The sequence below is a fragment of the Sanguibacteroides sp. AM78-02pH3A genome (assembly GCF_027666085.1).
Lineage (GTDB): Bacteria > Bacteroidota > Bacteroidia > Bacteroidales > Marinifilaceae > Gabonibacter > Gabonibacter massiliensis.
In genome coordinates this window covers 404-15,016 of record NZ_JAQEHX010000001.1, presented here as the reverse complement: position 1 = coordinate 15,016, position 14,613 = coordinate 404, and the positions used below count along the sequence as shown (strand labels likewise).

Below are 14,613 nucleotides of genomic sequence, written 5' to 3'. Positions count from 1 at the left end.
CATGTTGAAATCAAAAAAACAAAAAGGCAAGAACAGGATACAAATGCTTTAAACGTTCCCGTAAAAATTTTTTAGCTCGTCGACGTTGCGTTTTAACGGTTGTTTCGGCTATATGCAACTGCTTGCAGATTGTCTTTATATCCAAAAATTCAATATAACTCATTTTGAAGATCCGCTTACATTCGGCAGGCAGTTCTTCTATTATAACAAATATCTCTTTAAAAACATCCGCTTCTACCTGCATACAAAATACTTTTTCCTCCTCATACGCGGGTTCTCCTAATTTCCGATTAGCCTTTTCCCGATTATTTCGTTTTTCCAAATAATTTAAAGCTCTGTTTTGTACACAACTATATAAAAATGATTTTAACGCTATCAGATTGCCAAACTTATTACTCGACTCCCACAAACTGATAAATACGTCCTGCACGACATCTTTTGCCACTTCCTGATCATGTACAAATTTATTGGCAAAATAACAAAGCGAAGCGTAATATTCATGAAACACGTTCTCGAATACCTTCGGACATTCGACATCCAATATTTCAGGATCCATGTACTCATCTGTATAACGCACGTTATTCGACATTCACATCAATTTACACATCCAAAAATACATGTTTTTATACGATATGCAATAAAATTTGGAATAATAAATATTTTCCATACCTATCGGGGGAAATTGATATCCTCGAATAGACATAGAGCAATCATACTCCAATCGTAGCATTCGATTCATATCAATAAAATATAGGTTCTTAAACGGATCTATCGAGAATATAATAAAATTCGAGAGGGAAATTCCCTCTCGAACAAATTATTTAAAAACCCTCACGCGTTCCTCTATCGGATTGAATTCTTTTTGTCCGGGTTCCTGAAGAGGTACGCCAAACGGCATTTGTGCCACTAATTCCCAATTTTCAGGAAGTTTCCACTCCGCCATGACTGCTTTATCTACCAGTGGATTATAATGTTGGAGGGAAGCTCCGAAACCGGCATCTTCCAACATTGCCCATACAGCTAACTGATGCATGGCAGATGTATGTTGAGACCAAATCGGAAATTTTTCATGATAAAGTGGAAATGCTTTTTGCAATCCCTCCACGATCGTCCGGTCTTCAAAAAACAATACCGTACCGTATCCGGCCTTAAACGAGGTATCGACCTTTGTCTCCGTCGCCTTAAATGCCTCGGCTGAAACAATCTTTCTCAGGGTTTCTTTCACGATGTCCCAAAATTTCCGATGCTGTTCTCCCAACAAAAGTACCAAACGGGTAGATTGTGAATTAAAAGCAGAAGGAACATGCTTTACGGCAAATTTTACTATATTTTCAATCTCTTCGTCCGAGATGAGCGATTTATTACTGACGGCGTAATAGCTTCTTCTAAGCTTTAACGCCTCTTTCAAACTTCTTTCCATAATCTCTTAATTTCATTTTTTACAATATACGAAATTTTTCTAAAAAAGATTACTTAATTATACCGCAAATCGAAAAGAGCCGTCTAAACACCGACGGCTCCTTTCAAGAAACTGACTCGCTTCTAATGGAACGAAGAAATATCCATAATTTATTTCCTATAAATTATTTGAAAGTATAACAAATATCCACGACCTTTCCAAATCCTTTATATTCAAACGTGTTATTTAAATTCCGGTCCACGTCTCCCGCGGTATTCAATTGCATCTCTACAATTCCTCCCGAGTTGGTTCCGTAATCCAACACGGCGGCCAACACACGAGCATACGGGATCTCCGACTCACTCTCCCAATCGTACAAATTATAATAATACTTGAATTTCATATTTGTTATTGTCACCCCTGCATGTTCATGCTCGTATACTATCGTCATTGTAGGCGTGGATCGATTTAAATCTACCTTGTAGATTTTATTTCCGGAAGCCATAAAGAATATACGATCAAAACCTCGAGAAGTAATAAAACATAACTCTTCTCCCGTTGAACCTTCCGGAAAAGGAATTTCAAATTTACCGGAACAACGGGCATGACTCTTATCTCCGGAAATCCAACCAGCCAAAGAGAATTCAAATACATGAATTTTCCGCTCGGCAACATCTGTACTAAAAGCCAGCAATTTTTCTCCACCTGACATTTCACTCATAGCAACCATTTTGAAAGCCGGGTCTATCTTATCCGGATCAAAAAGATTTTTTGTATCCTCATTTTCCTTGTTTTCTCCGATAAACTCTAATGAAATCGGAGCATCCACAAATTTACGATCTGATGTTCTGATATATTTATTTATATTCCTTTCCAAATTATCACTCCACTCTTTTGCAAAATTTAGAAACCGATGATTTTCTTCGTCGTACACGAAAAATCTACTTTTTGCATTTCCCCCGACTTCAACACGATAAGAAGTTCCATCTTCTACTTTCGTCGAGTTATAAACAGAATATCCGTCCATATTAGCATAGTATACTTTCCCGGCATTTATTAACATCTCTCCCCCGCTACTTCCATCCCGCGAAATCAAATACCGGGGAGAGAAGATTATTCCCTCCTGCATCAACATTTCATCCAACGACCAGACCGTTTCAAAAGTTGAAGCATCCATCACTTCCATATTCTCGTCTGTTAAAGCCATGACAGTCCGTTGCACGATCGGGTTAAACCCCATAAACGGAGGAAGAAAATTCATCGGACTTCCGTAAATTCTATTGCCCGTTAAACATTGCGGAACTCCCTTTACGGTCCATTCTTTTCCGGTATCCTCTTTGTAGGCATCCCGAATGACGACCGCAGATAAACCCTCCCCGTCAACGACGCCTAACACAGCTTTACCACCATCGTCCTGCAAAACGAACCAGGTACTACTATAAGGTTGAATTATCTTTAAAACCATCTCTTTATACCAGGTTGTTCCTTCGGTATTATCTTTTAAGTTCAAACGCAAACGAATATCTTCGGTATCTTCCGGTTTAATATAAATTCGACACGTTTTTTCATGTCCACAAATTTCCCAATTATTCATCATATCTTTTTCCAATTTCTTCTCCCAAAGAAATACCAGATCCGACTCGTTTTCCACCAGAGTCTGTTTCAAATCCGGTGTAATTTCAACGAGTACGGAATCCACTTTAGGCAAACGCACGCCTTGCGAAGTAGGAAGAGTAATAGCGACCTCGTTTATATCGTGATAATCATATGACCCTTTGTCGTCGTAACACGCGGAAAACAGTAAAAGGCCAATTACCCATAAAATCATATTTTTCATTCTCTTTTTCATAACGTCTTCTTTTAAATTAATTCGGGAATGTGATTTCTTCTCCTTCGTCATCGAGGATCGGAGCATGAGCCTGTTTATACTCTTCATAAGCCTGCTTTAACTCAGCCAATCTTCCCCGATCCATATCTTTGTATATCGTTTTGAAATAATCCATCATAAAGAAGTATTTGCCGGTACTATATTCTCCCCACCAGGTTGCGTTCCATATTGCGCCAGTCGGTGTAATATCATAATATACTTCAATACGGCAGGAATCGATATCCACCCGTCCGGAAGCAAACTGATGAGCCGGATCGGTCTGATCGAATTTCAGGATAGCCCCCTCCGGCTCGTTTGTCGGAGTCGGTTTTTCCGGGCGTTTCACGCTAAGAACGATCCATTGCGTATTGGTATCCAAAGCGGTATAAGTATATTTCTGGGGCAACACGATCTCCGCCATAGTCTCGTAAGCCTTCCCTGCCTGAGCTTTAATCACGAAGTCCAAGGGCTTTTGTAACAAATACCCTTGTAACTGCACTTCTATTTTCAACTCGTGGTATTCATGACCTTTCACGTAATCCGTATCCCGAAAGGTATAATTTCGTGCATTCCACAGAAAATTGATCCGGGGCGATTCGTCATAAAGTGCTATTTCGTTTTTTTCGCATCCGATATAACCTAAACTCAATATCAGCATCCCTATTAAAAACTTATATTTTTTCATCACCTGTCGTATTAATTATTATTACCAAATATGATTTCATCGTCCGGTAACGGCCACCGGTATTTGTCCCTCACGTCTTTTAAAGGAGCCCCCTCGTAAGTCACGTAATTATGCAGCTTATAAAAATAGAAAAGCTTTCCTTCGGCATAAAACTCCTTCCTGTACTCCTTCATGATCTCGTTTACTCTATAAGTCTGTGAATTGTCGTACTCCGGACGGGTATCCAACCGATCGTAATGCGCACCTGCAATAATCTCGTCATCATAAGAAATCCCCCGAGCCCATCTCACCGTATTCAATGCTTCCGCACTCGTGGCGGCATCCGCACACTCCGCCACGATATAATACATTTCAGGCAAACGAATCAAAGCCAGCATATCCTTCCCATTATAATCGGTCAAGCCGTCCTGTTCGTACTTCCGGCAATATTTATATCCTCCGCCTTCGTTTTTATCTTTAAAACATTGAGATTGAGAACGCCAATCCGAATTCCCCCCTTCTCCCCATTCGTATATTTTCTGAAACCTGCTTTGTAGGATATTAAAATGTTGCTCGGCAGAAGTATAGTCGATCGCCGTATTAAAATGTTCGGTAACAATCTTATCGAATTCGTAAATATTCAAGCCGAAAATTTGTTCGTTGTATAAGAAAGACCTTGCATTTTTATACAATTCGAAATAGGGTGCCTCGATCACCTCATTAGCATATTCTACCGCCTTCACTTTGCTTTCGTCATCCCCTTTATAACAATACACCCTTGCCAACATCGCTTTTACAGCATATACATTCATACGGGTCTGACGCTGGTCTAAAAACAGCTCATAGCCCGGTTCGTCTTCTCTCTCGTAACTCTTCCAGAAGAAACGGGTATCATGTTTCTCCAGTAAAGAATCCGCCGTTTGCAAATCTTTCAACAACAAGTCCACCACTTGATTCGCGGGCAAGGCGGGAGTGGCCTGCCGATCGAAAGTCGTTCGATAAGAGATCGCTTTCGCCGCCGGGTTGACCTTGTAAACAGGACCGAATAACCGTAACAGGTCAAAATGTAAAAACGCCCGTAATCCCAAAGCCTCTGCTTTCATGACTTCATAATAATGTTCGGTCTTAATAACGGAACGATTTTTCTCCAAATAGCCCAAAAAATTATTGATATTGACAATGATATTGTACATCTTCAAATAGATACCGTCCTTTTTGGATAAAAAAAGATTGTCGTATTCGTATATCCTCGGTTTCCATGACAAACCTCCGAATTCGGGATAACCGTCATAATTACAGGCCAAAGCCTCAATATAACCATAACTCAACTCTTTGCCATACAATCCGATATCAGTCATTTTCAAATAGAATCCGGTCAAAGCATCCTTAAAACCCGACTCCGTTTCGAATAGCTTATCGGCGGGAATAGCCGTCTTCGGTTGAACATCCAACCAATCGGAACAAGAAGAGATGCTCCACGCGATCAGTATTATAACAACTATATTTTTCATATGCTTAGATTTTTAATTAAAATGCCACATTTAACGAGAAGGAGAATTGACGGGCAAAAGGATAACTCAATCCTCTCTCCTGTTTTACCGTGGAGAGATAGAATAAATCCTCCATATTAAAAGTCATTCCCACGGAACTCAATCCCCAGCGATCGATATACTTCGCGTTGGTTTTATCCATGCGGTAACTCAGGGAGAGCGATCCCATTTGGAAAGTATTCTCATCCATAATAAACCGGGAACTCGCTTTGGTCGCCGCCCCATTTACTCCTCTGGAAAGTCCTTTATAACGGGCAGCCAGACCGACCTCATCCCATCTTAGATTCAAAACCCGTTTATCGGCATTATACATCAGGTCGGCATTTTCAACTTTATCCACCAACGTCTGATTATATATTTGGCCTCCGAATTTATAACGAAAACTCACGTTGACCCCGAATCCTTTATAGGTAAAGGAGGAGTTGATATTTCCCTGCCATTTGGGTTCCGTATTTCCACAAGGAACCAAATCCACGGCCTCCCATTTACCGGTCATCTCTCCGTTTCGTTTCATAAAAATTTCGGCTCCGGTCGACGGATCTATCCCCAAAGAACGAACCACCCAAATCCGGTTGATGGATTCCCCCTCTTCGTAATGCGGAAGCGGTTTATAGCCGTTCTTTTTGGCAATCTCTATATCACTCATCTGGTCGGAATTCACCCGGTTCATATTACGCATGGCCTCGGATATTTTCTTTAGCTTATCCGTATTGTGGGAACCATTTAGCGAAATAACCCAATAAGCCGCTTTGGCCGGATTCTGGTAAGGAATAAAAGAGATATTCAATTCGACTCCCTTATTTTCCAAAGTCCCCATATTTTCCGGATAAGAAGCAAAACCGAGTGAAGGAGCGAGCGTGATCTGGGTCAAAGAGTTTTTAGTCAACTTCTGAAAATATTCGGCACGGGCCGTGATTCGTCCTTTTAAAATGCCTAACTCCAAAGCCAGATTCCACGTATCAGTCTGTTGCCACTTTAATTTTTCGTTCGGCATAGCCACCAACTCTACCCCCGTCCCGTCGGAAGATACATAAGGCTTCAGTAATTCCCCGTACGAATACAATTCTCTGGATTGATAAGGTGCAAAGCCCTGTGTCCCGGTCACCCCGTAAGACCCCCTGATAACAAAATCGGAAACAAAACCGATCCGGGACATAAACTGTTCTTTTTTCACATCCCAACGTAAACCGGCCGACCAGAAAGGAGCAAACCGATTGTCCTTACCGAACTGGGAAGAGCCGTCCAACCGAATATTGAAATCAACGGAATACTTGTAGTTATAAGAATAACCGAAACTCCCGACCCAACCGATCAAACGACTCGTATTCTCCGTTCCTGTCATCTTTTCGTTATATTTCTTACCGAAAAGGATATCGTCCATATTTTCGTTCGGGAAACCGGTAACGTAAGCCCCGTAACTCTCGTTACGACTTTCCTGAACAGACATTCTGGCATTTGCGGTCACGTAATGTACCTGTCCGAACAGTTTGTTGTAACTGGCCGTCAAATCCAATGAATAGGAGAGATTTTCTCTCTGCGTACGACGGAAATCCCCTTTTTTAGTCGGATCTTTCTCTTTATCGAAAGCCGTATGCTGTGCCGGCCGGAATACATCGGTTTTCCCATTATCCTTGGAAAGAGAAAAGGCTCCCGTCAAGCGGACATCATCCGTGGGATTATACTCCACACTAAATTGTTCCCGTACCCCGAAATTAGTCGTCCGGTTTTTCGTGTGGAGCGTGGCATCATACATAGGATTCGGATAGCTCGTGCTTTCGTAACCTCGAAATTGATTATCAAAGGAGTCCAAACGCTTTACTATTTCGCCATTAGATCCATACGGGCGCAAGTAAGGATTCAACTTCGTGTATTCGCTAAAATCCCCCCAAGGCGATTCGTCCCCGAGCGAATTATCAACGGTAATACTATTCTTTAACAGCACCTTTTTGAAACGATATTGCAAATCTAAAGATCCGGTCATGGTATTTCGTTTAGAACCTTTCATCACTCCCGGTGTAAAATTGGCACCGAAATAGAGTTTATAACGTAAAGCCCTATCCCCTCCCTCCAGCGTCAGCGCATGGCGATGCTGAACTGCTGTTCTCAAAGGCTTATCCAACCAATAGGTATTCACACCCCGCCTCACCTCTCTCAACTTCGCTTGATAACGTTCCAACTCCTCTAACGAAGCAGTATTATCGTATACACCTGCTTTCAATTCCACAGCCAACTTTTCGGCCGCATTCATCAAATTATAATCGGAAAGATCGGGAGTTTCGATACGCACATTACCACCGTAAGTCACCCACAAACGTCCCTCTTTCGGAGTTTTGGATTCTATAACAATCACCCCGTTTGCAGCACGCGATCCGTAAATCGCTGTTGCAGCCGCATCTTTTAATAAGGTAATGGACTCCACCCGATCCGGATCCATATCCACCATAGTCTGCAAACCGATTTCAAAACCATCTAAAATCAACAGGGGCTTATTCGGATAGGTATCGTATTCTCCTTGCAGGGTGACCATATCCGCCGACGTTCCGGCATTGCTGCCGCCGGGTAAGGTGGCTTGTCCCCGCATACGCAGATCCGGCAGACGATTCGGATTGGAACCGTTCACAATATCGTCCATAATCCGGAAACTGGGATCAATAGCAGACAGAGCTTTAGCTATATTGGTCGTGCTGAATTTTTTTATGTCTTCCCCTTTGACCGTTACGGCCGATCCGGTAAATCCCTCCTTCCTGCGATTAAACATACCGGTCACCACCACCTCGGTCAACTCTTTTTCATCTTCCTCCATTACCACATGCAACGGTTTTATCTCTTTTCCCGTATCTTTTACCACAACCGTTTTTTTCTTCATCCCCACAAAAGAAAACTCTAACACGACACTATCCATTTTCGGAACCTCAAGCGAAAAAAGGCCGTTCTTATCGGCCGCCGTCCCTATCCGGGTTCCCCGCAATAAGACGGTAACCCCCGGTACAGCAAGGCCGTCCTTATCCACCACCTTTCCCATTATTTTCAAGGACTCCTTTACCTGGCGAGCCAATTGATCCGCTTTCGTCAAAATAACAATCACTTCATCCTGGATATAATATCCCAAGGAAGTTCCTTCCAGACACCTGTCCATGATCAATTTCACATCATCGGAGGTAATATTCACGGAAATTTTTCCTGCCTTGTTTACCACACGTTCATTAAAAATGAAGGTGTATCCCATTTTCTGCTTAATCTCCTTAAATACCTCTTTTAAATCGACGTTTTCAACCTTGATGGTTGTCTTTTGCGCCAAAATAGATCCGGAAACAGACAGAAAAGTCGCCAACAAAAGTACCGTTGTTAACTTCATAATCAACAAAAATTTTTTTCGGGTCTGTCGATACAGCCCCTTTTGTCCACTTTTTTTCATAAATTTGTAACATTAAAGTTTCACAATGTGCCTAACGGCACTTTCACGGGGGATGCTGGTAACATCCCTCGTTTTTATCTCACAAATACAGTATGTTCCTTAATGGTTATTTTCACGGAACCGGTACGTTCAATCAAATCCAGCACATCTTTAAAATCATCATGCCGACGAAGTTCCACGGAGAAACGTTCATCTTTCACTTGCTGGTTTTCAAAAAATACCTGCACATCATACCACCGACTCAATTCGTGCATAATATCTTCCAAGCGTTCGTTATCGAACAGAAAATAACCCTTACGCCAGGCAATATAAGATTCAACATTCACCTCCTTTACCTGAATTATTTCACCGCCGACCGGACTCACCGCCTGCTGACCGGGCCTCAAAACAACCCGCTTCTCTCCCTTTTCGATTAAAACTTTTCCTTTTACCAAGGTTGTCGCCCAAGGTAACCCTTTATATGCCCTCATGTTAAACTCCGTTCCCAACACTTCAATCACATACCCGTCCTCGACCTCTACCTTAAAAGGTCTTTTTTCATCATGAGCCACTTCAAAGTAAAGTTCTCCTTTAGCATATACCTTACGACTTTTTTCCGCAAAAACCTCGGGGAAACGTAAATAAGACTCCGCATTCATCCAAACTACCGTGCCGTCAGGTAGCACGAGTTTGAACTCTCCTGCCCTCGGGGTCGTCATTACATTGTACTTGGAGTCATTACCGAGAACGGTATCGGAAAAGTAAGAAAACGCACCTCTATCATTTTTAATAACTCCACCATTTGTTAGAGCAAGCGATGTTATTGTATCTTTTCCCAAATGGAGAACCTCTCCGTTAGCCAATTCCAGACGGGCACATACCATACCCGGTACAATCTCTTTCTTTATTACCGCAAAAGAAGATTTATCATTCTCATGCATATATAACCATCCGACGAAAAGAAGCGGTAGCATCAAAGAAGCTGCAACACCCCACCTCCTCCAATAGCTTTTTCGCCCCACTTGCATCTTTTTCTCCAACTGTTTCCAACTCTTTTCTTTATCATATCGATCGAAACGAAACGATTTTTTTAAAATCTGCTCTTTATCACAAATCCGATCGAACAACTCCCGATTACCCGGCTCCTCCAACCACCTGTTCAACTCCTTTTGTTTCTCTTCGACAAGAGTCCCTCGCAAAAAACAGTAGATCAGATTCGATATTTCTGTATCCTTATGTCCCATTTTATAAAAATTTCCCTTAGAACGAATATACATTGAAACAGGGTGACACCTCTACCTGTTTTTTTGGAAAAAAATGATAAAACAAAACGATCCTTAACGAAATATCAAAAAGGGAAATAATTAGAAAGGGGGATAAAGCAATAAAAATATAAGCCATTGCACACCGGACAGACGTTCCCTCAATACCCGATATGCACGCAGTTTTAAGGTCTTAACGGTATTGGGTGATATTTGCAATTTTTCGGCAATTTCCGGATTCGAGTACCCCTCCATCGTCATCAGTACGACACGCCGCGATTGTCCGGATAATCCTTTTATCGCTTCATAGATCAAAGCATGTACTTCCTCTTCCAATTTAAACTTTTCTTCATTGCTCTCCGAAAAAAGAGCAGTTAAATCAGATTCGTGCCGCAATTGCATCTGTTTATGCCGCAGATAATCGAAACAAGCATTTTTTACACTCGCGTACAGATAATTTCTTAAGCTTGCCAGTAAAATAAAATCCGATTTTTTCTCCCATACCTTTATAAAAGCATCTTGGACGAAATCTTCCGTAACCTCATCATTCTCTATATAACGAGAGGCAAAAGAACGCAAGGGGAAATAATACCGATTAAATATCTCCCTAAATACGAATTGATTACCTGTACGAAGCTGTTTTATAAGAACCTCATCCGTTAACACTTGTACTTTTTTAAATATTACACTCTCTTGCAAAAACGACTTTGAATATTCAAAAATAAAAAAATATATATAGAAACAAAAGATTATATATTATAAAACAATCGATACTCTAAAATAACAAATCTATTATTCCGTACTACATACACGGATTATGCCCGGCAAATAATAATCCAGTTCTACCTCTATTCCATTATTTATTTAATTTTTCAGTTTGGATTTTATTTTTTAATTTTAGTCATTACCTTTGAAATCGTTCGATACACGTGTGCATTGTAATAAACAGTTATGTTCCAATTATATTAAAACAAAATGAAACCAAACAAAAATGCTTATGGGACGGGGATTTTCATTATAGGCATCCTCTTTTTTATTTTCGGATTCGTTACCTGGTTGAACGCAACCCTGATTCCCTATTTAAATATAGCCTGCGAATTAACAGAGGAGTGGCAAGGTTATCTTGTAACCTTTGCTTTCTATATTGCCTACTTCGTCATGGCATTACCCTCCTCTTGGGTTTTAAAGAAAACCGGATATAAAAACGGTATGATGTTAGGGCTTCTGATTATGGCTTTCGGAGCTTTAGCCTTTATTCCCGCCGCTTTAACCCGGACCTACGGGTTATTCCTGTTAGGATTATTTATCATGGGAACCGGCTTATCCATACTTCAAACAGCTTCTAATCCTTACGTCATAGAGTTAGGTCCGCCGGAAAGCGCTGCCCAGAGAGTCAGCATCATGGGTATTTGCAATAAGGTAGCAGGAGCCATCAGTCCATTGATTTTAGGTTCCATCATGTTAAAAAATATCGATCAACTGGAAGATAGCCTACAACACATGACAGTCATCGAACGAGCTGCTGCCTTAGATATTTTAGCCTCTAAGGCGATCATCCCATACATTATTATCATGATCTCTTTTGTCATTTTAGGGTTATTTGTCAAATTCTCCCCCCTTCCTTATATCGACGACCCCGAAGGTGATTGTGATTCCCTGTTACCGGAAGACAAATGTACGATTTTTTCATTTCCTCATTTATGGATCGGCGTATTAGCCCTCTTCCTATATGTAGGGGTAGAGGTAATTGCAGTGGATTCCATCATTCGTTACGGGACGGCTCAAGGCATGTCCATGGATGTTGCCCGGGTATTTCCGACCTATTCCATGTTGGCCATGATTGTAGGTTATATTATCGGCATCATCTGTATTCCTAAATACATCAGTCAAGAAAAAGCCCTCTCCTATTGCGCTGTATTAGGACTGATTTTAGGTTGCGGGGTTATTTTCTTGCCTCTGGAGATTTCAATCTGGTGTCTCTCTTTATTAAGTCTGGCAAATTCCCTCATGTGGCCGGCCATTTTCCCGTTAGCCATATACGGGTTAGGACGACATACCAAAACAGGATCGGCCTTATTGATTATGGCCATCGCGGGAGGAGCTCTACTCCCCATGCTCTATGGCTCTTTAACAAGCATTTGTGGCTACCAGCAAGCTTACTGGCTCGTCATTCCCTGCTACGCGGTAATTCTCTATTTTGCTCTTATAGGATACAGAATAGGACGGGTTGCAATCGCTTAATTATATGATTATATGATTCTATGATCAAATGATTAAATTAAAATCACAGAATCACTTAATCTTCGAATCTATAATTTACAATTAAACAACACTTTTGCCCCGTCCCCGGGTGTTAATTAAAAATTTACGATTTCGGATTTTAGATTTACGATTTAAAGATATCAAGATCAGAATTTAATCATAAATTAATTTTCAATCTACATTTTAAAATCAAATCACCTTTTCAACCATAAAAAACCGGAGTTTCAATCCTGTAAATCGATGAAACTCCGGTAATCTTTAAAATTTATATTCTATCTATTATCTGCCTCTTCTTCTAATCCATATGAATATAGCTATGAAAAGTAAAATAGCAGGCAATACTCCCATAAATCCAATCTTCGTAATATACATTCCGGTCTCACCTACATAAACCTTGTCATCAGTCAAACGGGGACGACGAACATCAATAGGCACTTCTTCATCGGATAACCAGAAGAAAGCTCCTTGTATGATCGAATAGTTGGATGCAGGAATATCCTTCCGGCTCCGGCTGAATTCACCGTTACTTACACAGTCAGCGTCTCCGAAGATCATGATTTTTTGCTCTTTCTCTCCCACTTTCCGCGACAACGCCAATCCGGTCACGAACGTTTTCTGGATCTCTCCGGTAGAAGGGTCGAAACGGGCCGTGTCATCCACGAAGTTTGTCGTCTGCAACTCGTTCCAACAATTGATGGTGTCGCTCACGAACAACGGAGTAACCTCGAAACCTTTATCTGTCGTGTAATCCAATCCGGTAGCACTCGGCATCGTAATCACCAATTCTCTACGTCTCATAGTATTATAGATATAAGAGAAATCGGCTGCCTCTTTAGTCGGGCGGGCTACGATCAGATCTGCTTGGAAATTCTCCGTCGGACGAACAAGAACACCCGGCATAAACTGAACACCAAACTGTTCGATCACAGGATTCATGATTTCCTGACGTTTCGGTTCTCCCACGATAAACAAGTTTCCGCCTCGGGCAATATAATTATCCAAATTCGCTTGTTCTTCAGCCGTTAACGGTTGACGCATCTCGGCAATCACAAGAATATTCACATCCTCCGGAATCGTTTTGTCCAACGTTACATTCTCGAAATCGAATCCCTGGTTAATCAATGAATAGCGGAAAGGTTTATCCTGCGTGAAACTACTGTAATCCCGGTCTCCCTGACGTTCCGTGTTACGTTCTCCATGTCCGGTTAAGAACCCAACTTTCGGTAATTTCATCACTAAACGTTTGAAAGCTGCAGAGATCTCCGTCTCTCCCGGGAAAACCATCATGTCATCGAACACCCGCAAGAAGGTCTTTTGACCGTTCTCCCTCTCCAACAAACGAACGAAACGGTTCATTTCCGGCTTCAGGTCGATCTGTTCGCGAATCTGTTCCGGTTTCAATATTTTATTCGAATCCAATTTGATGATCTCGATCGTCTTTTTTACCATTTCCTCGAAGGTCATATCGGGATATCTCTTTTCGAGACTCTTCATATCCTTTATCGAATCATAGTAATAAACATATTTCATCGTGATATCCGGTTTGAAACGAACATATTGTTTAAAACGTTCCAAATCCCAATTCCGACTGGAAGGAGAACCATACCAATAAAAACGATCCATAATATTCACGTAGGTCGTGATCGTCAATTTACCGTCCATGCGGGCAACGATATCCTGACTATTTTGCGTCAACGTATTATGTTTCGTACGCGTCGCATCGTAAAAAGACATCAACGACGGACGGGAAGAGAGGTAACCGATAAACAGCGCCACCGCCCAAACTCCAACGTATTTGCCCCAGTTTACCATCCAAGAACTCTTCTGCCTGCGAGCTTGTAAACGAATCACAGCCATAGACAGGAACAAAAGGATTACGATCAAAAAGTAAATGACATCTTCCGAGCAGATCAAACCGTCAACGAATTCTCCGGCTCGACCGTCTATGGCCAACCAGAAGGTCAAATCCCGGACAAAATCGATCTCCTGCCACAATCCCTTCACGTAAGATAAGGCCGCAAGAACCGCTAAAGTTCCTACAGCGGCAACGATCTGGTAAGAGGTCAGGCTCGACATGAACAAACCGATCGCCGCGTAAGCGCAGATCAGTAAGTATAATCCCAATAAGCCGGAAAGGATATAGGGAATATCGATATTTTTGGCGGCACAAATTGCATATATAGCATAAAGCATCAAAACTCCGATCAAAACGAGA

Annotated in this window: 10 protein-coding genes; 1 reads left to right on the top strand and 9 read right to left on the bottom strand. The window is 41.5% G+C overall.

All coding sequences use genetic code 11. The annotated features are described in order from the left end of the window. Positions 1-10 precede the first annotated feature (10 nt). The 8 genes from PGR74_RS00055 to PGR74_RS00020 form a co-directional block, all read right to left on the bottom strand. On the bottom strand, positions 11-577 hold the full coding sequence (locus PGR74_RS00055) for an RNA polymerase sigma-70 factor (protein WP_235375091.1): 567 nt from the start codon (positions 575-577) through the stop codon (positions 11-13). Positions 578-817: 240 nt separating this feature from the next. After that, positions 818-1,420, bottom strand: a complete 603-nt coding sequence (locus PGR74_RS00050) for a nitroreductase family protein (RefSeq protein ID WP_041504007.1) — start codon at positions 1,418-1,420, stop codon at positions 818-820. A 163-nt stretch (positions 1,421-1,583) separates the two neighbouring features. After that, positions 1,584-3,248, bottom strand: a complete 1,665-nt coding sequence (locus tag PGR74_RS00045; RefSeq protein ID WP_160289150.1) for a PKD-like family lipoprotein — start codon at positions 3,246-3,248, stop codon at positions 1,584-1,586. 16 nt (positions 3,249-3,264) lie between these two features. After that, a complete protein-coding gene (locus PGR74_RS00040) occupies positions 3,265-3,951 on the bottom strand; it encodes a hypothetical protein (protein WP_041504009.1) in 687 nt (228 codons plus the stop codon). 11 nt (positions 3,952-3,962) lie between these two features. Continuing rightward, positions 3,963-5,441 carry a RagB/SusD family nutrient uptake outer membrane protein gene (locus PGR74_RS00035; protein WP_041504010.1) on the bottom strand — a complete coding sequence of 493 codons (1,479 nt, stop codon included), beginning with the start codon at positions 5,439-5,441 and terminating at the stop codon, positions 3,963-3,965. Between the two features lie 16 nt (positions 5,442-5,457). Further along, complete coding sequence (locus PGR74_RS00030) at positions 5,458-8,706, bottom strand: SusC/RagA family TonB-linked outer membrane protein (RefSeq protein WP_438829497.1); 3,249 nt, start codon at positions 8,704-8,706, stop codon at positions 5,458-5,460. Between the two features lie 263 nt (positions 8,707-8,969). Next, positions 8,970-10,118 (bottom strand): FecR family protein, encoded by a 1,149-nt coding sequence (locus tag PGR74_RS00025; protein WP_160289151.1) that lies wholly within the window; start codon positions 10,116-10,118, stop codon positions 8,970-8,972. A 120-nt stretch (positions 10,119-10,238) separates the two neighbouring features. After that, entirely contained in the window at positions 10,239-10,835 is a 597-nt protein-coding gene (locus PGR74_RS00020) for an RNA polymerase sigma-70 factor (RefSeq protein WP_160289152.1), read from the bottom strand. 276 nt (positions 10,836-11,111) lie between these two features. On the opposite strand from PGR74_RS00020, the gene PGR74_RS00015 reads away from it, so the two are divergent. Next, positions 11,112-12,377, top strand: coding sequence for a sugar MFS transporter (locus PGR74_RS00015; RefSeq protein ID WP_041504013.1), 1,266 nt, complete (start codon positions 11,112-11,114; stop codon positions 12,375-12,377). A gap of 300 nt (positions 12,378-12,677) precedes the next feature. On the opposite strand, the gene PGR74_RS00010 is transcribed toward PGR74_RS00015, so the two are convergent. Beyond that, positions 12,678-14,613 (bottom strand): Gldg family protein (locus PGR74_RS00010; RefSeq protein WP_270516575.1); only part of this gene is annotated, 1,936 nt, incomplete at its 5' end.

Coding starts and splice junctions, on each gene's coding strand:
- PGR74_RS00050 (WP_041504007.1), bottom strand. CDS start 1,420: ATGGAAAGAAGTTTGAAAGAGGCGTTAAAGCTTAGAAGAAGCTATTAC.
- PGR74_RS00045 (WP_160289150.1), bottom strand. CDS start 3,248: ATGAAAAAGAGAATGAAAAATATGATTTTATGGGTAATTGGCCTTTTA.
- PGR74_RS00040 (WP_041504009.1), bottom strand. CDS start 3,951: ATGAAAAAATATAAGTTTTTAATAGGGATGCTGATATTGAGTTTAGGT.
- PGR74_RS00035 (WP_041504010.1), bottom strand. CDS start 5,441: ATGAAAAATATAGTTGTTATAATACTGATCGCGTGGAGCATCTCTTCT.
- PGR74_RS00030 (WP_438829497.1), bottom strand. CDS start 8,706: ATGGGATACACCTTCATTTTTAATGAACGTGTGGTAAACAAGGCAGGA.
- PGR74_RS00025 (WP_160289151.1), bottom strand. CDS start 10,118: ATGGGACATAAGGATACAGAAATATCGAATCTGATCTACTGTTTTTTG.
- PGR74_RS00015 (WP_041504013.1), top strand. CDS start 11,112: ATGAAACCAAACAAAAATGCTTATGGGACGGGGATTTTCATTATAGGC.